Source organism: Streptomyces sp. NPDC005962, assembly GCF_040629205.1.
Taxonomy (GTDB): domain Bacteria; phylum Actinomycetota; class Actinomycetes; order Streptomycetales; family Streptomycetaceae; genus Streptomyces.
This window is the reverse complement of the sequence record NZ_JBEXVE010000048.1, coordinates 44,563-60,638: the sequence shown is the minus strand read 5'-3', so window position 1 is coordinate 60,638 and position 16,076 is coordinate 44,563. Positions and strand designations below refer to the sequence as shown.

General features: G+C 71.6%; 19 protein-coding genes and 2 pseudogenes. 10 read left to right on the top strand and 11 right to left on the bottom strand.

From position 1 onward, the window contains the following. Positions 1 to 89 precede the first annotated feature (89 nt). A complete protein-coding gene (locus ABZ370_RS42720; RefSeq protein ID WP_358633559.1) occupies positions 90 to 1,076 on the bottom strand; it encodes a YafY family protein in 987 nt (328 codons plus the stop codon). 103 nt (positions 1,077 to 1,179) lie between these two features. Here ABZ370_RS42720 and ABZ370_RS42715 point away from each other — a divergent pair, with 103 nt between their 5' ends. Continuing rightward, on the top strand, positions 1,180 to 1,563 hold the full coding sequence (locus tag ABZ370_RS42715; protein ID WP_358633556.1) for a nuclear transport factor 2 family protein: 384 nt from the start codon (positions 1,180 to 1,182) through the stop codon (positions 1,561 to 1,563). 9 nt (positions 1,564 to 1,572) lie between these two features. Here the strand turns inward: ABZ370_RS42715 and ABZ370_RS42710 are convergent. Beyond that, positions 1,573 to 1,713, bottom strand: a pseudogene (locus ABZ370_RS42710) (SDR family oxidoreductase); the annotation flags it as partial. Between ABZ370_RS42710 and ABZ370_RS42705 the strand changes: the two are divergent. After that, a pseudogene (locus ABZ370_RS42705) lies at positions 1,714 to 2,148 on the top strand (transcriptional regulator); the annotation flags it as partial. It lies immediately after the preceding pseudogene. Positions 2,149 to 2,169: 21 nt separating this feature from the next. On the opposite strand, the gene ABZ370_RS42700 reads toward ABZ370_RS42705, so the two are convergent. From ABZ370_RS42700 to ABZ370_RS42685, 4 genes are all read right to left on the bottom strand, one after another. Continuing rightward, positions 2,170 to 2,520, bottom strand: a complete 351-nt coding sequence (locus ABZ370_RS42700) for a class II aldolase/adducin family protein (protein ID WP_358633553.1) — start codon at positions 2,518 to 2,520, stop codon at positions 2,170 to 2,172. Between the two features lie 127 nt (positions 2,521 to 2,647). Then, a complete protein-coding gene (locus tag ABZ370_RS42695) occupies positions 2,648 to 4,228 on the bottom strand; it encodes an alpha/beta hydrolase (RefSeq protein ID WP_358633550.1) in 1,581 nt (526 codons plus the stop codon). A 199-nt stretch (positions 4,229 to 4,427) separates the two neighbouring features. Further along, positions 4,428 to 4,976: a GNAT family N-acetyltransferase gene (locus tag ABZ370_RS42690; RefSeq protein ID WP_358633547.1), complete on the bottom strand. Its 549-nt coding sequence runs from the start codon at positions 4,974 to 4,976 to the stop codon at positions 4,428 to 4,430. A gap of 11 nt (positions 4,977 to 4,987) precedes the next feature. Continuing rightward, complete coding sequence (locus tag ABZ370_RS42685; RefSeq protein WP_358633544.1) at positions 4,988 to 6,247, bottom strand: hypothetical protein; 1,260 nt, start codon at positions 6,245 to 6,247, stop codon at positions 4,988 to 4,990. Positions 6,248 to 6,417: 170 nt separating this feature from the next. On the opposite strand from ABZ370_RS42685, the gene ABZ370_RS42680 reads away from it, so the two are divergent. Together ABZ370_RS42680 and ABZ370_RS42675 are read left to right on the top strand one after the other, a co-directional pair. After that, positions 6,418 to 6,801: a hypothetical protein gene (locus ABZ370_RS42680; RefSeq protein ID WP_358633541.1), complete on the top strand. Its 384-nt coding sequence runs from the start codon at positions 6,418 to 6,420 to the stop codon at positions 6,799 to 6,801. Further along, complete coding sequence (locus tag ABZ370_RS42675; RefSeq protein WP_358633538.1) at positions 6,798 to 6,995, top strand: hypothetical protein; 198 nt, start codon at positions 6,798 to 6,800, stop codon at positions 6,993 to 6,995. Before ABZ370_RS42680 ends, ABZ370_RS42675 begins: the two co-directional genes overlap by 4 nt. Positions 6,996 to 7,045: 50 nt before the next feature. Here the strand turns inward: ABZ370_RS42675 and ABZ370_RS42670 are convergent, their stop codons facing one another. The 4 genes from ABZ370_RS42670 to ABZ370_RS42655 all read right to left on the bottom strand — a co-directional run bounded on the left by ABZ370_RS42670 (position 7,046) and on the right by ABZ370_RS42655 (position 9,392). After that, positions 7,046 to 7,519 carry a carboxymuconolactone decarboxylase family protein gene (locus tag ABZ370_RS42670; protein ID WP_358633535.1) on the bottom strand — a complete coding sequence of 158 codons (474 nt, stop codon included), beginning with the start codon at positions 7,517 to 7,519 and terminating at the stop codon, positions 7,046 to 7,048. Positions 7,520 to 7,613: 94 nt separating this feature from the next. Further along, complete coding sequence (locus tag ABZ370_RS42665; RefSeq protein WP_358633532.1) at positions 7,614 to 8,474, bottom strand: hypothetical protein; 861 nt, start codon at positions 8,472 to 8,474, stop codon at positions 7,614 to 7,616. An 82-nt stretch (positions 8,475 to 8,556) separates the two neighbouring features. Further along, entirely contained in the window at positions 8,557 to 8,739 is a 183-nt protein-coding gene (locus ABZ370_RS42660; protein WP_358633529.1) for a DUF6126 family protein, read from the bottom strand. Then, the gene (locus ABZ370_RS42655) at positions 8,736 to 9,392 is read right to left on the bottom strand and encodes an XRE family transcriptional regulator (RefSeq protein ID WP_358633526.1); all 657 of its coding nucleotides are present in this window, start codon (positions 9,390 to 9,392) and stop codon (positions 8,736 to 8,738) included. Before ABZ370_RS42655 ends, ABZ370_RS42660 begins: the two co-directional genes overlap by 4 nt. Before the next feature lie 169 nt (positions 9,393 to 9,561). Between ABZ370_RS42655 and ABZ370_RS42650 the strand changes: the two genes are divergently transcribed. The 6 genes from ABZ370_RS42650 (at position 9,562) to ABZ370_RS42625 (ending at position 15,152) form a co-directional block, all read left to right on the top strand. Further along, a complete protein-coding gene (locus ABZ370_RS42650) occupies positions 9,562 to 9,987 on the top strand; it encodes a ribonuclease (protein ID WP_358633523.1) in 426 nt (141 codons plus the stop codon). Positions 9,988 to 10,206: 219 nt separating this feature from the next. Beyond that, positions 10,207 to 11,172 carry a sugar kinase gene (locus tag ABZ370_RS42645; RefSeq protein WP_358633521.1) on the top strand — a complete coding sequence of 322 codons (966 nt, stop codon included), beginning with the start codon at positions 10,207 to 10,209 and terminating at the stop codon, positions 11,170 to 11,172. 188 nt (positions 11,173 to 11,360) lie between these two features. Next, positions 11,361 to 12,017, top strand: a complete 657-nt coding sequence (locus ABZ370_RS42640; protein WP_358633518.1) for a bifunctional 4-hydroxy-2-oxoglutarate aldolase/2-dehydro-3-deoxy-phosphogluconate aldolase — start codon at positions 11,361 to 11,363, stop codon at positions 12,015 to 12,017. A gap of 210 nt (positions 12,018 to 12,227) precedes the next feature. Continuing rightward, on the top strand, positions 12,228 to 13,115 hold the full coding sequence (locus ABZ370_RS42635) for a transporter substrate-binding domain-containing protein (protein WP_358633515.1): 888 nt from the start codon (positions 12,228 to 12,230) through the stop codon (positions 13,113 to 13,115). Positions 13,116 to 13,207: 92 nt separating this feature from the next. Beyond that, positions 13,208 to 13,702: a hypothetical protein gene (locus tag ABZ370_RS42630; RefSeq protein ID WP_358633512.1), complete on the top strand. Its 495-nt coding sequence runs from the start codon at positions 13,208 to 13,210 to the stop codon at positions 13,700 to 13,702. A gap of 163 nt (positions 13,703 to 13,865) precedes the next feature. After that, a complete protein-coding gene (locus tag ABZ370_RS42625) occupies positions 13,866 to 15,152 on the top strand; it encodes a cytochrome P450 (RefSeq protein ID WP_358633509.1) in 1,287 nt (428 codons plus the stop codon). 122 nt (positions 15,153 to 15,274) lie between these two features. Here the strand turns inward: ABZ370_RS42625 and ABZ370_RS42620 are convergent, their stop codons facing one another. Beyond that, complete coding sequence (locus tag ABZ370_RS42620; protein ID WP_358633506.1) at positions 15,275 to 15,913, bottom strand: HAD family hydrolase; 639 nt, start codon at positions 15,911 to 15,913, stop codon at positions 15,275 to 15,277. Between the last annotated feature and the right edge of the window lie 163 nt (positions 15,914 to 16,076).

Here is a 16,076-nt window from a genome sequence, read left to right as displayed (position 1 = left end):
AGTCGACGCGGAGCGTCGGCGAGTGACGACAACGCCGCAGATGCGCGTGCCAGGGCCCGCGAGCCCGGCCCTGATCCAAACGACAGGCCCTAGGTTCCGTCGGCGTAGCGGGCGGCCGCCTCGGCCGCCCTGCGGGCCAGGGCGCGGCGCAGCTCGTCGGGTGCGAGGACTTCCGCGTCGGCGCCGAAGGCCAGGAGCGCCTGGGCCGCGCCCAGGGAGCGGAACCGCAGCTCGACGGTCGCCCGCTCTCCGGCCTCCTCGGGGAGCGCGGCGGCCGGGACGTGCGGCCCGGCCAGATCGGCCTGGTGGACGCGGAGGAACCGGCCCAGGATCTCCCGCCGGACGGCGACGGTGACCGGCACCGGGGCGGGGATGTCGTCGATGCGCCGGCGCAGCACGTCCCACACCTCGCTCAGCTCCAGACCGTCACGCCGCCGGACGGGCTCGTCGAGGACGCCCGCGGACAGCACGCGGTCGGCACGGAAGAGCCGCGGCTCGCCTCGGTGGTCGGCGACGAGGTACCAGACGCCCGCCTTGTGGACCAGCCCGTACGGGTCGGCGGTGTAGGAGCGGACGCGGCCGTCGTCGCCGTGCCGGTAGCGCAGCCGCAGCCGCCGGTCGGTGAAGACGGCGCGCTGCAGTACGCCGAGGTCGTCGGTGGCCGGACGCGACGGCCCGCCGCGCCAGCGGACCGGGTCGATCAGGATGCGGCGGCTGGCCAGATCCGCGTCCGGCCGGTGCGGGGCGGGCAGCGCGGCCATGACCTTGCGCAGCGCGGAACCGATGGCCCGGCCGAGCCCCAGATCGGCGTAGGCCCGGTCGGAGAGCAGCACGAACAGAGCGCGGGACTCGTCGGCGGTCAGCCCGGTCACATCGGTGCGGAAGCCGGGCAGCAGGGCGATGCCGCCGTGCGGACCGCGCACGGTGTAGACGGGCACACCGGCCGCCGACAGCGCCTCCACATCCCGCATCACCGTGCGGACGGACACCTCCAGGCGCTCGGCCAGCGTGTTGGCGGGAAGCTGCCCATGGGTCTGCAGCAGCAGCATGATCGAGAGCAACCGGTCGGATCTCATGGCTCCAAAAGTCCCTGCCGTATAAGACACAACGTGTCATATACGGGGCCGAGCATCCAGTGACAGATCCCCGGCACGGGGATCATCACGAAGGGATACCGCCATGAACGCCACCAGCACCCCCGCCACCTCCGCCCGCGCGATCGCCGAGACCTTCGGCCGCGCGTGGATGGGCGGGGACACCGAGACGGCACTCGGCCTCATCGCCGACGACGTCGTATGCGACGCGCCCTCCGGCCGGATCGAGGGCCTGGCCGGGTACCGGAAGTTCCTGGAGGGCTTCCTGCCCATGCTCACCGGCGCGACCATCACCAAGGTCCTCGGTGACGAGACCAGCGCGGTGATCGTCTACACCACCCACACCACGTTCGTCGCGGACCTGCGGGCCTCGGACTACCTGACGATCGAGGACGGCAAGATCACCTACATCCAGACCGTCTTCGACCGTCTCCCGATCACCGAGGCCCGCCGCGCCCAGCAGGGCTGACCCGGCGGGTCAGGCCCGCACGCCGCCGTCGACCGGGAGGACCGCGCCCGTCACGTACGAGGACCGGTCGCTGAGCAGCCAGGCGGTGGCTTCGGCGATCTCCTCGGGGTCGGCCATGCGGCGCAGCGGGGTGTGCGCCGTGAGCCGGCGGACTTCTCCGCCCTGCCCCGGCGCGACCGCAACCTGGTGCGCCGTGCTTTCCTCGGCCCCCACCCGCAGGGGCGGCGGCTGTACGGAGTCTCCGACGCGGACGCGTTCGCCCGCACCACGGCCCGTGGCCTGCGCGCCACCGCCGCCCGCTACCCCGACGACCCCGAAGTGGCCGAACTGATCGCCGAACTCCTCGACGGCAGCGAGGAGTTCGCCCGGCTGTGGGCCTCCCACGACGTATGCGCCGCGCCGACCCTGTGCAAGACCTTCCACCACCCGATGGTGGGCCCCGTCACCGTCGCGTGCGACTCCCTCGACATCACCGACCGGGACCAGCGCGTCGTGATCTACACCGCGACCCCCGGTTCCTCGGCCGAGGAGGCGCTGCGGCTGCTGTCGGTCGTCGGCACGCAGCGCATGGACGTGCCCCGCTGACGCCTCCCGCGCGGCGGTGGCTCAGGGGGCGAGCGCGGCGGCCTGTTCGGGGGTGAGGGGGCGGGTGGCGTGGCCGCGCAGCAGGAGGTGGAGCTTGGCCGTCTCCTCTAGCTCCTCGATCGCGTCGGCGGCCTGCTCCAGGGTGGCACCGGCGACCACGGGGCCGTGGTTGGCGAGGAGGACCGCGTGGTGGGTGCGGGCGGTCCGCTCGGCGAGCGGTTCCAGGCCGCTGTCGCCGGGGGCGTGGTAGGGCAGCAGCGGCAGGGTGCCCACGCGCATGGCGTAGTACGCGGTCAGCGGGGGCAGGGCGTTGGCCGGGTTGATGGGGCTTGACCGGCACCTGCTGCTGAGCGGCGGCCAGCCACTCGCCACTTCGCCGTCCTCACCGGCGCCATCACCGTCACCTGAGCCTTGGCTCAACAGCGAGGGGGCGGGACCCCGCCAGGAGGTCCCGCCCCCTCTTCATCGGGGCATGCGGCACTGGGTCATGCGACCGGGCTCAGAAACGGTCCGGGGCACGCTCCGGGAGCGGAGACCCGGGGAGCGCGTCCCGCTTCTGGTTCTTCCGCGCCTCCTCGTTCGAGGCGGCCGTCGCCTCGCAGGTCACGTCCTTCGCCGGGAGCTTGCCGGTGAGCAGGTAGTCGGTGACCGTGCCGTCCGTGCACGCGTTGCCGTTCGGGTAGACGCCATGGCCCTCGCCGCCGAGGACGGTGACCATCTTCGAGCCCCTCAGGTCGGCGTGCAGGGCCTGACCGCTGGGCAAGGGGGTCTGCGAATCCCACTCGTTCTGGACGACCAGGGAGCCGACCTTGTTGTTCACCTTGGTCGCCGGTTCCACGGACTTATCCCAGAACGCACACGGCTTGATGTTGGACGCGAAGTCACCGTAGAGCGGGTAACGGCGCCTGTCCTCGATGGCGTCCCGCCGGTAGCTCTCGGGATCGCGGGACCACGCGGCCGAGTTGTCGCCGCACACCACGGCCCAGAAGCTCGCCGTCTGGTTGTCGGACGGCGCCTCGGCGGCACGGGCGCCTGCCGTCCCGGTCCTCTCGGATTCGGCGAACGGGGCGAGCTTCTTCGTGGAGGCGGGCTGGTCGGCCGCGGCCTTCTTCAGCTCCACGATCGCCTCGGTGGCGTCCACCGGGGTGAAGACGGCATCGCGCATACCGCTGCGGATGTCATCACCGGTGGTCGGCTGCCCGTCCACCTCGATGGGCTTCTCCTCGGCCTGCGCGACCAGGTCCCAGAGGGTCCGGTCGACCTCCTTCGGGGTGTCACCGAGGTCGTACTTCTCCGAACGGTCGGCGGCCCACTCGGTCCACCGGTCGAACGCGGGCTCGGCGCCCTCCGCCCACCACTGCATCATCCCTCGCCAGGCACGCGCCGGATCGACCGCGCTGTCCAGCACGAACCGGTCGGCCCGGCCCGGGAAGAGCTGGGTGTAGACGGCGCCCAGGTAGGTGCCGTACGAGTAACCCACGTACGAGATCTTCTTCTCACCGAGGATCGCCCGGATCAGATCCATGTCGCGTGCGGTGTTGCGCGTGGTGATGTGCGGGAGCGTGTCGCCCGCCTTCTCCTCGCACTTGTTCGCGACGCCGCGTGCCCAGGCGACGTCCTTGTCGAACGTCTCCTCCTTGTACGGCCGCAGCGGTTTCTCCTCCTCCTCCGGCTCCAGATCGCAGGAAACCGGGCTGCTCTTGCCCACCCCGCGCGGGTCGAAGCCGATGAGGTCGTACTTCTGCCGTGCGGACTCGGGGAGCCTCTCCTGCATCCCCAGCGGCATGTAGAGCCCCTGCCCTCCGGGGCCGCCGGGGTTGGAGAACAGGACACCGTGCCGCTTGTCGGGCGCGGTGCTCTTGAGCCGGGATATGGCCAAGTCGATCTGCTTGCCCCCGGGAACCCGGTAGTCCAGCGGGGCCTTGACCGTGGCGCACTCGAACTCCGCGGGAGAGTCGGCTTCGCACCGCTTCCACCGCGGCTCCTGCGCCACATACCGGTCCAGCGCGCCCTTGGCGGCGGACGGGGTGGTGGCCGGAGCGGCGGTGGCCGTCGAGGTGGCGAGCGCGGGAGCCAGCATTGCCGTGACACTGACGGCCAACAGGGGCGCGAGACTTCGTCTACGCACGTAATCGTTCCTTCCAGTCGCGCGTTCGGACAGGAACGATCATTCAGGCGACGTGCGTCGGGAACATCAGCCGAGCGGTCCAACTCCCGTACGCCTTGGGGGTGATGCGACGGGCCGCACATGATCCCCTGGTCGGACCCGTCGCACCCCTTCAGCGCAGGTCGAGGACCATCGCGTCGTACAGGGGCGCGTCATCCCATGGCCGGGACGCTCCGATGCGCCGGTACCCCCACGCCGCATACGTCGCGTGTGCCGCCGCGGCTTCGGGGTCCGGTCGCATCGTGAGAGTGGCCCGCTCCACGGGGAGCCCGTCGAGGATGCGGCTGTGCAGTCCGGCCGCGATGCCCTGGCGGCGCCACGGTTTGCGTACCGCCAGGTCGATGAGGGCGAAGGTCCGTTCGTTCGTCTCCCGTGTGAAGTCTTCCGGCATGGGCTCCAGCAGCCCGCTCCACCACTGGCTGTCCGTGGGCAGCTGGTAACCGAAGCCGAATCCGACGACGTCGGTCCCCTCGCGGGCGAGGACCGCCCGGAAGCCCGGCCGCTTGGCCTGGAGGTGGAAGACGCGGATGAATTCGGCGACTTCCTTGGGGCCATCACAGTACGGCGGCTCGGCGAACACCTCTTCGTACACGGGAAGGAACGTGTCGAGGCGCGACTCGGCTTCGCTGCCCGTGCGTACCTCGTAGGTCACCCCGGCCATTCTGCTTCTCCTCACCTTCGCATGTACTCGGTCAGTCGGTCGGTCGCGTCCCGAGCGCTGACCGCGTCCGCTCGGTCGAGCAGCGCGCGGATGTCGTGGAGTTCGCGGGTCACGCGCCCCGATTCGACCTCGTCCAGATATTCGAGACTGTCCATCGCTTCTGCGGCGCCTTCGTCAATCTCTCCGGCTTGTACGAGGGTGCGGGCAAGGGCGAGCCGGTCCAGTGCTTGGTTGCGGCTGTACGTGCCGTCCCCGTGGGATATTGCGGCGCGCAGGAAGGGCACGGCGGCATTGTGCTGGTCCGATGCGGAGTAGAGGGTGGCCTGCCAGTAGTTCAGCTCGGCGTGGCCGTGGAAGGCCGTCCACTCGGGAGCCGGGCGCCCGCGGTCCGACCGGTCCACCAGCCGCATGGCTTCGGCGAGCCGCTTCCGCGCTCCGCTGTGGTCGCGCATCACCATCAGCGCCCGCGCCTCCCGGGAGGCGATGACGGAGAGAAGATGCGGCGAGCCGAGTGGTGTGGCCCGCTGACGGGCGGCGTGCGCCAACTCGTAGGCGTCGCGAGGCCGCTCTTCGGAACTGGCCTGCAAGCTCATCATCGCCAGCACCATGGCTTCGAGGTTGTCGTCATGGAGTATGGCGGCGGTGGCCAGAGCCTCGCCCCAGTAGCGGCGCGCGGTCTCCTGGTCCTCGGCGTCGTAGAACAACCAGGCGCAGTGCACCGCCGTCTCCCCGGCGAGGAGCTGGAGCTGACGGCCGATCGTCGTCGGATAGGTGCCGGTGTTGATAATGCGGCGGACCCGGCGGAGATTCCGGACCGCCAATGAGCGGATCGAGTTTCCGCCATGGGCATTGTCGAAGGCGAAGAGCGAGCGTAACCCTTCACGGAGTTCGACGACATGTGGCGTACCAACGGTGTCCCGGGGACCCATCGCCAGCCCGGCGGCGCTGCCGAGCGAATCGGCGACAAAGGCGCGACGTTCCACGTGTACCCCCTCATAACGGCCGGGTGGTCCGTCCAGAGTCCCACGGGGCTCCGGGCCGGGGAAGCCCAGATCCAGCGGGCTCACGCCGAACATGGCGTGCAGCACGCGCCAGGCCCGTGGCCGTGGCCGTGGCGGATGAGGGCGGCGCCAGCGGCGGACCTGACGGTCGGTGAGCGCTACGTGTTCACCCAACAGGTCCGCGGTCGCGTCGAACGCGCGAAGGAACGTGCCGGGCTGCCCCCAGCCGCGTGCCGCGCACTCGCGCGCGAACGGCGTCTGCGATTCCATTCACACCCCCGGTGTGCTCAGTGACACTCACCGTAGCGGTTGCCACTGACATGAAAGTCCGCGATCCGGCGGAAAGTCCGCCACGGCGTCCCGTGGCAGGTCCGTCCGGGGGGTGCCGCCCGCAGTTCTCTCGTCATGAGCAGGAGCGACGAGGGGAGTCCGACGTGAGGATGAGAGCCCAACGATGGACGCCGCCGAGCGGACACGAACTCACGGTCTTACCCGCAGGCCGGTGGTGGGACGCCGTCAGGGCGTCCGAGTCGGTCGGGGAGCAGGCGCTGAAACTGCTCGGCGCCGACTCCGGCGCGGTCATCCAGGACCGGTACGGGCCGCTGTACTGGCTGGTGCGGCCGGGGGCCGCCGAGGGGTGGTATGTGCGGGACGTACGCGTACTCGGACTCTCCACGACGACGGCCAGCTACATCGGCGTACCGCCCGCGCACCGGACCACCAGCCCGGGCACCCACTGGCGTATCCCCATCGGCCCCGACCGTTACCTCACCGACGCCGTGCGGCTGCGCGGAGCGCTGGTACAGGCTGGGGGTGCCCGGTGACAACGCAGGTCTGTGCGCGCTGTCAGCGGCCGACCGACGAGCCGGTCGTCGTCGCGGTGGAGCACGGCGCCAGCGCGGGCGGCGGGACCGCGTACGCGTGCCCCGGCTGCGCACCTGGCTTCCCGGAGCCGCGTGATCCGCTCGCCGAGATCGCGGCCCTGCGCCGCGCCCGGCGGCCGGAACCGCGAGGGTGAACGACGCCCCGGGTCCTCGCGAGGACCCGGGGCGTCGTACTGCCGACCGGCTATCCGAACTGGCCGACCCGGTATTCCCCGGCGGGCTGCTGGACGATGACGTTCAGGCGGTTGTAGGCGTTGATGAGCGCGATGAGGGACACCAGGGCGCTGAGCTGGTCCTCGTCGTAGTGCTTGGCGGCGTTCGCCCAGGCCTCGTCCGTGACGCCACCGGCCGCGTCGGCGATGCGGGTGCCCTGCTCCGTCAGCTCCAGCGCGGCGCGCTCGGCGTCGGTGAAGACCGTGGCCTCCCGCCAGGCCGCGACCAGGTTGAGACGCACCGAGGTCTCCCCGGCGTGCACGGCCTCCTTGGTGTGCATGTCGGTGCAGAAGCCGCAGCCGTTGATCTGGCTGGCGCGGAGCTTGACCAGCTCCTGCGTCGCGGCCGGGAGCGTCGAGTCCGAGAACGCCTGACCGGCCGAGTTGATCGCCTTGAGGAACTTGGCCGCGACCGGATTGCCGAAGAGGTTCAGACGGGCTTCCATGGTGTGCTCCTCATGTCGTCGCTACTCGTTACACCTCACTGACGGAACAGGGTGGCGAAGTGTGACAGGGGTGGGCATGACCTGCGTCTCCGCGTCACCCGCCGCCCGGCTCCGGCACGCCGATCGGGTTCGGGAAGCGGAGCGCGGTGGCGCAGACGCGGGAGACGGGGGTGAGGAGGGTGGTCAGGTCCCGGACGGAGTCCGGGGTCAGGGCGCGCCAGGGGCGTTCCGCCGCGCGGTCGGTGGCCGACTCGACGGCGCGCAGCAGCTCGCGGCCGTCGCGGCTCGCGGTGCCGTCGGGGAGGAGCAAGCCGCGTTCGGTGAGGTGGAGGCGGGCCTCCTCCCACTCCTGGTCGGTCCAGCCGCGGTAGGGCTGGAGTTCGGCGCGGGGGATGTCGGTGCCCGCGCGGAGGGCGAGGGCCTCGCAGCCGTCGAGCCCGGCGGCGACGAGGGCGGCGACATGGCCGTCGCCGCGGTGTTCGCGCAGCAGGGTGGCGGCGTGCCACAGGCGGTCCAGGGGCTGGTCGGGGAAGTCCAGCGAGGCGTGGGCGGCGGCCAGGACGCGCCCGGCGGTGTCGAGCCCGGCGGCCCGGGGGACCAGGGCCTCGGCCGCGCGTTCCGCCTCGCGCTCATGGCCGGTGAGCAGCCGCCGCAGGGCGGTCACGGTGCCCGCGCGGCGTATCTCCAGGGCGCGTTCGGGGGCGGTCAGCTGCCATGCGTCGGGCAGGGCGCGGGCGACCATGGCGGGCGCGAAGGAGAAGAAGGCGGCGGTGACGGGCTCCGGCCCGACCGGGCCCAGCGGCGCGGCCCGGCAGGCGAAGTAGCCGCGCCAGAAGCCGCGCAGGCCCGCGTCCTCGTACGCGGACAGGGCCTCGGGGGCGAAGTAGGCGACGGCGTGGACGGGTTCGAACAGGGTCCACATCGTGCGGGCGGTCGACGCCGCGCGGTCCTCCATCGGGGGCTCCCTTCCCGGGCGGGGCGGTCACGGAGCCGTATTCCCGGCGTACGCGCTTCCAGCGCGCCGCGCGCCGGATCAGTTACTTGGACGCGCCCAGGTAGAAGAGCATGTAGAGGAAACCGGCGAAGGCATGGACGCCGACGACGTAGATGAAGACCCGGACGGAGACCGGGATCGGCGCCCGGTCCTGCTCCCGCATCGCCTTCGGGGCGGTCGGGTCCGGGTGGGGGTTCGGGGCCGGGGTGGGGGTCGCGTCGTTCATGGCGTTCCGGGCCTTCCTCCGCGGCGGACGGCGTCGCCGAGGCACAGCTCGGCGGCCCCGCTCTGCAGCAGGGTGTGGACGAAGAGCAGATCGGTTCCGCCGGGGGACGCGGCGGCGATGCGGTGCGGGGTGAGCGAGTCGAAGTGGGCCGCGTCGCCGGGGCCGAGCACATGGACGGCGTCGCCGAGGGCCAGCCGCAGCCGCCCGCTGACGACGTACAGCCACTCCTCGCCCGCGTGGACGCGTACGAGGTCGTCCTGGCCGCCCGAGCCCTCCGGTACGTGCAGCCGCAGCGCCTGCATGGCCCGGCCGGAGCCACCGGCCTGCCGGTACGTCCAGCCGCCCGCCTCCTGCGCCTCCATCCGGTCGGCGCGCACGATGGGGTCCTGACTCGGCGGCACCTCGCCGAGGAGGTCGGATACCGTGGTTCCGTAGGTACGGGCCAGGGCCAGCAGCATCGGCAGCGACGGCTGACGGCGGCCCGTCTCCAGCCGGGACAGATGCGCGGGCGAGAGCCCCACGCGGTGGGCCGCGGTCTCCAGGGTCAGCCCGCTGCCGCGCCGCAGGTCGCGCAGGCGGGGAGCGACGCTGGGCAGCTCGGCGGACGCTTCCGCGGGCGGTCCGGGAGGGTCCCCTTCGGGGAGCGGGTTCATGCTTCCGGTATAGCGAGGCCTTCGCCTCTGAGGCAAAAAGCTTGCCTCAGGGGCAAAATAACGGTTTGGTCTCGCCCCCTCGCGCTTCGTCCGCCACGTGTGAACTCCGCGAAAACTCCCGTCACTTGGCATTGACATGCCACTGTCTACGCGCGTCATGCTATGAGGCATGAAAATCCCCCCACGGATTTCCCGCATCGGCGCCCTCGGCGCCCTCACCGCGTCGCTCCTCGTCGGTGGGACGGCCGTCACGGCCACCGCCACTCCGGCCGCACCCTCGGCCGCCGTATCGGTACGGGCCGTCGCGGACGTCGGCGACATCTGTTATTCGAAGCTGCCGTCCCAGGCCCATGACACCCTCGATCTGATCGAGGAGGGTGGCCCGTACCCGTTCCCGCAGGACGGCACGGTCTTCCAGAACCGCGAGGGCATCCTTCCGGCCCAGTCCTCCGGTTACTACCACGAGTACACCGTCATCACCCCCGGCTCCGACGACCGCGGTGCGCGCCGCGTCGTCACCGGCAAGAAGACGGAAGAGGACTACTACACCTCGGACCACTACGAGTCGTTCGACCTGGTGGACTACGACTGCTGAGCCGCATCGGAGAAGCCGCCACCCCCCATGCGCAACGGCCGCCGCCCCGCCCGGGCAGCGGCCGTTGCGCTGTGCGGGCGGCGGCCGTTGTGCCGTGCACGCGCGCCGGTCCGCGAATGATCTCGGTCTCTTTACGGACGATCTCGTCCCCCCACCCCGCCGTTTGTCGGTGGTTGCCGATACCGTTCCGGGTAGACGTGGACGTGCGGGGAGGCAGCGGTGGCGAACGGTCCGGAAGTGGTCACGTGCGGCGAGGCGATGCTGCTGCTGCTCGCCGAGCCGGGAATCCCGCTCGACCGGGCCGTGCATTTCCGCCGCTCCGTGGCGGGCGCCGAGTCCAATGTGGCCGCCGGGCTGGCCCGGCTCGGCCACGCGGTGCGCTGGCTCGGCCGGGTCGGCGCCGACCCGGCGGGCGAGGCGGTGCTGCGCGAGCTGCGCGCCGACGGGGTGGACGTCTCGCAGGCCGTCGTCGACGAGCACGCGCCCACCGGGCTGTTGCTGCGTGACAGTCATCCGCACCGCGCGATCGACGTGCAGTACTACCGCATGGGATCGGCCGCGTCCCGCCTCACCCCCGACGAGATCGGCCCCGACGCGCTGGACGGCGCCCGGATGCTGCACATCTCCGGGATCACGCCGATGCTCTCGCCGACGGCCGCGGCCGCCAGCCGCCGTCTGGTGGAGCTGGCCCGGGAGGCCGGGGCGAAGGTGTCGTTCGACCCCAACGTCCGGCGCAAGCTGGGCGGCGCCAACCAGTGGGCGCAGACGGCGGGGCCGTTGCTGCGCGAGGCGGACCTCGTCCTGGCGGGGGAGGACGAGCTGGAGATGCTCACCGCCCAGTCCGCCGACGAGGCCGCGCTGGAGCTGCTGGAGGGCGGCACCCAGGAAGTCGTGATCAAGCGCGCCGACCACTCCGCCACCGTCATCACCTCGGACGGCCGCTGGCAGCAGTCGCCGCACGCGGTGCCGGTGGTCGACCCGATCGGCGCGGGTGACGGCTTCGCCGCCGGGTACCTGTCGGCGCGGCTGCGCGGGCTGTCCGAGCCGCGGGCGCTGGCCGAGGCCGCGTGTGTCGCCGCGCTCGTCGTCCAGGCCGCCTCGGATACGGACGGGCTGCCTTCCGCGTTCGCGCGGGACCGGGCGCTCGCCGAGATCGTCAGCGGCGGGGACGGGGTCCACCGCTAGCGGCGGACCGGGTCCGGTTCCGAAGAACCAGGATCATCAAGCGCCTCACGGCACCGCACACCGGCCACCATCCACCGCACACCGTCCAGTGCACAGCGCACACCGCTCACCCCGCCGCATATCCCGGAGGCACAGGGGTGCGGCACGATCAGGCAGCAGACCCTAGGAGAGGAAAGGCGGCGACTGCCGTGTACCGCTGGGAGATCACCCGGGCCGCGCTCGCGCAGCGCGTCCTCGCCATCGTCCGCAGCGACAGCTACGACCACGCCACGGCTACGGCGGACACTCTGCTCTCCGCAGGCATCACCAGCCTGGAGATCTCGCTGACCACCCCCTTCGCGCTGGAGGCGGTCACCACCCTGATCCGGGAGGTCGGCGACGACGCGGTGATCGGCGCGGGCACGGTGCTCGACGGCGCGTCCGCCCGGATGGCCGTCGACGCGGGCGCCCGCTTCCTCGTCTCCCCGAGCCTGGACCCCGAGGTCATCCGCACCGGCCACCGCTACGGCCTGCCGGTCTTCCCCGGCATTTCCACCCCCACCGAGGCGGTGCGCGCGATGGAGCTGGGCGCGGACGCGCTGAAGCTGTTCCCCGCCGCGGCGTTCGGGCCGCGCTGGATCAAGGACGTACGGGCCGCCTTGCCGCAGGCCGCCATGGTGCCGACCGGAGGGGTGACCGTGGCGGACGCACCGGACTGGATCGCCGCCGGGGCGGTCGCCTGCGGGATGGGCTCGGCGCTCTCCGAGGGCGACCGCGACACCGTGGCCAAGCGCGCCGCCGAGCTGCTGGCCCGCCTCGCGGAGGTCGGCCCGCCGCTGGAGGACCCCGGCCCGGAGCGGTTCTGAGGGCCCCGGCCCGGGGCGGTACCGACGACGGCTCGGTCCCGGCGCCGCCGCTCGCCGATCCGGCCTGATCGACAAGGCCTGATCGACAAGGCACCCTGTGGCGGCTCGCCGGGTTCCCCCGCTTCCGGCAGGTGGTCAACGGGTTCCCGAGCGCGGCGTCTTCTGCCACCCTGAGCGCGCTGTGATCATGCCGCTGCCGAGGAGTGCCCCATGAGACGCGCCGTCACGCTCGCCACCGTCGCCGCCGTGCTCGCCGCCACCGCCGCGGGATCGGCCCTGGCCGACGGCGCGGCGGCCGGGCCCACCACGGCCGCGGGCTCCGCGGCCGGGTCCACCACGCGCGCGGACTCCACCACCGGTTCCGCCGCGCAGCGGCGCGGCTCGCTGCTGGACCGGGTGCCCGCGCGCGGCGTGCTGCGCGTGTGCACCACGGGCGACTACCGGCCGTTCAGCCACCGCGATGCCACCACCGGCGCCTACACCGGCATCGACATCGCGATGGCGGGCGACCTGGCCGAGAGCCTCGACGCCAAGCCGAAGTTCGTGGCCACGACCTGGGCGAAGCTGGTCGAGGACCTCGCCGCCGGGCGCTGCGACATCGCCATGGGCGGGGTGTCGGTGACCCTGGAGCGGGCCCGCGAGGCGGCCTTCAGCGAGCCGTACCTCACCGACGGCAAGACGCCGATCGTGCGGTGCGAGGACGAGAAGAAGTACCGGACGCTGGACGACATCGACCAGCCCGGCGTCCGCGTGGTGGTCAACCCGGGCGGCACCAACGAGCAGTTCGCCCGCGCCCACATCAAGCGGGCCACGCTCACCGTCCACCCCGACAACACCACGATCTTCGACGAGATCATCGACGGCCGCGCCGATGTGATGATGACGGACGCGAGCGAGACGCGTTACCAGTCGAAGATCCACCCCGAGCTGTGCGCGGTCCACCCGGACAAGCCGTTCTCGTTCTCGGAGAAGGCCTACGCGCTGCCCCGCGCCGACGCGCAGTTCAAGGAGTACGTCGACCAGTGGGTGCACCTGGCGACGCATGACGGGACGTACCAGAAGTACGCGGACGACTGGCTGGCGCGCCCAGTTGAGTGAAAACGTGGGTCCGTCCGACCGAAATCGGGATTATCCGGGTAAACCTCTTTTGCCAGGTTACGAACCGCTTTCTCCATAGAGGAGCGAATCGAATGAGGCAGAAGCGAAAGCTTGCCATAGCCATGACCGTCGCGGCCCTCGCGACGGCCATCGGCACCAGCGCGGCGGCGACCGAGCCGCAGCCCGAGCCCGAGAAGACGACGCAGTCCGCCCACACCGGGCGCGGCGGGCACGATGAGCACGAGAAGTCGAATGCCTGTACCGACGTCGACTCCGCGGGTAATGAAGGTGTCATCACAGGCGGAGTGGGCGCGAAGTACATCTCGACGGTGTGTAACGGTCAGGTCTATGTCCTGTCGGTCGACGAGTCGACGAATCCGGGCACCCCTGTTGGCGGGTGGGTGGCCGTGGGCGGTCCCCGCGACGTTCTCGAAGCCACGCTGGCATCCAACACCGACGATGTCCAAGGCGGCCCGGTGTTCGTCACCGTGCTGACCCGGTCGCAAGAGGTGTGGGAGGGCCGCTGCCCCAACACTCGGCCGATCGGGACGTGCGCGTTCACCCAACTGCCCGATCCGCCTCACTGACGTCCCGAGCCCCGGCGCGTTTCGACTCGCGCCGGGGCTTCGCCGTTTCCGCACGGCGGGCGCGGTGGGAGTGAACGCGGTTGCCCGGCACATGACCGACTATACGATCTATTCTGGCCTGGCTTACGTCCCTTACGTCCACGCGTGCACAAGGACTTGATCGATGACAGCCAGCCCCGAACAGCCGTCCGCGAACGCCGTGGCCACCTCCGCCACACCACCGCCGGGATGCCCCGCCCACCAGGGCGCCCGGTCGCTGAGCGGGCCCGGCTTCCAGACCAACCCCTTCGGGGTGTACGGGGAGATGCGGAGCGAGCACGGGCCGGTGGCCCCGGTGCTGCTCGACGGGAACCTCCCCGGCTGGCTGGTGCTCGGATACCGCGAACTGCACCAGGTCACCAGCGACGCCGAGCTGTTCACCCGGGACGCGAACCAGTGGAACCAGTGGGACAACGTGCCCGAGAACTGGCCCCTGGCCCCCATGATCAGCCGCGACCAGACGTCCGTGGTGTACGCGACCGGCGAGGACCACCGGCGCCGCGCCGAGGCCATCGGGGAAGCCCTGGAGGACGTCGACCCGTACGAACTGCGCCGCCAGGCCGAGCACATCGCCGACCGGCTGGTCGACGAGTTCTGCCACCAGGGCGAGGCCGAACTGATCGCCGACTACGCCCGGTTGCTGCCGGAACTGGTCCTCGCCCACATCTACGGCATCCCCGACGCCGAGGGCCCGGCCCTCGTCCAGGCGATGAACGACGCGATCGACGGCAAGGAGAACGCCTTCGAGGCGTACCAGTACGTCTACATGGTGATGCGTCAGCTGGCATCGGCGAAGCGGGCCGCGCCCGCCCCCGACGTGGCCTCCCGGCTGGTCGCCTCGTACCGGGGCTACTCCGACGAACTGATCGTCCAGGACTTCATCGTCATCATGACGGCGGGTCACCAGCCGACGGCCGACTGGATCGGCAACACCCTGCGGCTGCTGCTCACCGACGAACGGTTCGCGCTCTCCCTCTCCGGCGGCCGCCACAGTGTCGGGCAGGCCATGAACGAGGTGCTGTGGGAGGACACCCCTGTCGCCAACCTCGCCGCCCGCTGGGCCACCCGCGACACCAGCCTCGCGGCCAAGCACATCCGCAAGGGCGACCTGCTGATCCTCGGCTTCCACGGCGCGAACACCGACCCCAGGGTCCGCCCGGACACCCACGCCTTCACCGAGGGCAACAGCTCCTTCCTCTCCTTCGGTCACGGCGAACACCGCTGCCCCCACCCGGCCCAGGAGATCGCCGAGACGATCGCCAAGACCGCCGTGGAGGTCCTCCTCGACCGGCTGCCGGACGTCCGCCTCGCCGCCCCGGACAACGCCCTGCTCTGGCGCCCCTCCCCGTGGGTCCGAGGCCTCTCCGCCCTCCCCGTAGCCTTCACCGCGACCCCCAAGGGCAGCCGGTAGCGCCCTCAGGAACCCCTACCGGCCCGCGCCCCGGCGGGACTCACCCACCGCACACCGAGGGCCCTTCTGCCCGCCCTCGGTGTTGAAGGTGCCCCCGGAGGTACCCGGGCGGGCGCTTCGCCTCAGCTTGCGGCGATTTGCGCGAGGTCGTGCAACGAGTCGACCTGCCAGTCAGCGGCAGCCACCTCGGCGGTACCCGACCAGAGGTGCCCCCAGGGCCCACGGCGCAGATGCGCGGTGCGCAGACCTGCGGCCTTCGCCGGGCCCGTATCGTTCGCGGGGTGATCGCCCACGTAGACGGTCTCACCGGGAGCTGTTCCCGCCAGCTCCAGTACGCGCACGAAGAAGGCGGGGTCCGGCTTGGCCACGCCCCACTCTCCCGAGGCGGCGATCGCGTCGACCGGCAGTGCGAGGTCCCTCAGCAACTCCCCGATGCGCGCGGTCTGGTTGCCCGCGACGATGACGCGTACACCGGTCTCGCGAAGAGCGGTGAGGGCGGGACGTACATCCGGGTAGAGGTCGGATTCGCTCAGCTGCTCGCCGACGCCCGCGACCTCCATGGCGGCTCGCTCGGCGGCGATGTCGATCCCGGGCCGGACGAGTCGCAGCGCCTCCGCGTTGTCGCGCCCCTGCGCCACGACCGCACCGACCAGCGCGGAGAGGGTGTGGCGCGACACCCCCAACCAGTCGGCCCACGCCGCCCAGCCCCGGTCGTCCCGGATCAGGGTCTCGCCGACGTCGAGCACCACCGTGCGAATCATGTGGGCAGCGTAGAACAGCACGAAGCCCGCCTCGCCCCCACCTCAAGGCAGAGCGGACCCCCGCATGCGCGGGGACCACCCGGGCTCTCACACACCGGCTGGGGCCGTGTCGGGACCAACCCCGCGTGCGCGCGGACCACGGCCGTGGTCCGCGACGATGACG

What these genes read in the sequence shown, in the direction of transcription:
- ABZ370_RS42720 (WP_358633559.1), bottom strand. Translation starts at nt 1,076, where the DNA reads ATGAGATCCGACCGGTTGCTCTCGATCATGCTGCTGCTGCAGACCCAT.
- ABZ370_RS42715 (WP_358633556.1), top strand. Translation starts at nt 1,180, where the DNA reads ATGAACGCCACCAGCACCCCCGCCACCTCCGCCCGCGCGATCGCCGAG.
- ABZ370_RS42695 (WP_358633550.1), bottom strand. Translation starts at nt 4,228, where the DNA reads ATGCTGGCTCCCGCGCTCGCCACCTCGACGGCCACCGCCGCTCCGGCC.
- ABZ370_RS42690 (WP_358633547.1), bottom strand. Translation starts at nt 4,976, where the DNA reads ATGGCCGGGGTGACCTACGAGGTACGCACGGGCAGCGAAGCCGAGTCG.
- ABZ370_RS42685 (WP_358633544.1), bottom strand. Translation starts at nt 6,247, where the DNA reads ATGGAATCGCAGACGCCGTTCGCGCGCGAGTGCGCGGCACGCGGCTGG.
- ABZ370_RS42680 (WP_358633541.1), top strand. Translation starts at nt 6,418, where the DNA reads ATGAGAGCCCAACGATGGACGCCGCCGAGCGGACACGAACTCACGGTC.
- ABZ370_RS42670 (WP_358633535.1), bottom strand. Translation starts at nt 7,519, where the DNA reads ATGGAAGCCCGTCTGAACCTCTTCGGCAATCCGGTCGCGGCCAAGTTC.
- ABZ370_RS42665 (WP_358633532.1), bottom strand. Translation starts at nt 8,474, where the DNA reads ATGGAGGACCGCGCGGCGTCGACCGCCCGCACGATGTGGACCCTGTTC.
- ABZ370_RS42660 (WP_358633529.1), bottom strand. Translation starts at nt 8,739, where the DNA reads ATGAACGACGCGACCCCCACCCCGGCCCCGAACCCCCACCCGGACCCG.
- ABZ370_RS42655 (WP_358633526.1), bottom strand. Translation starts at nt 9,392, where the DNA reads ATGAACCCGCTCCCCGAAGGGGACCCTCCCGGACCGCCCGCGGAAGCG.
- ABZ370_RS42650 (WP_358633523.1), top strand. Translation starts at nt 9,562, where the DNA reads ATGAAAATCCCCCCACGGATTTCCCGCATCGGCGCCCTCGGCGCCCTC.
- ABZ370_RS42635 (WP_358633515.1), top strand. Translation starts at nt 12,228, where the DNA reads ATGAGACGCGCCGTCACGCTCGCCACCGTCGCCGCCGTGCTCGCCGCC.
- ABZ370_RS42630 (WP_358633512.1), top strand. Translation starts at nt 13,208, where the DNA reads ATGAGGCAGAAGCGAAAGCTTGCCATAGCCATGACCGTCGCGGCCCTC.
- ABZ370_RS42625 (WP_358633509.1), top strand. Translation starts at nt 13,866, where the DNA reads ATGACAGCCAGCCCCGAACAGCCGTCCGCGAACGCCGTGGCCACCTCC.
- ABZ370_RS42620 (WP_358633506.1), bottom strand. Translation starts at nt 15,913, where the DNA reads ATGATTCGCACGGTGGTGCTCGACGTCGGCGAGACCCTGATCCGGGAC.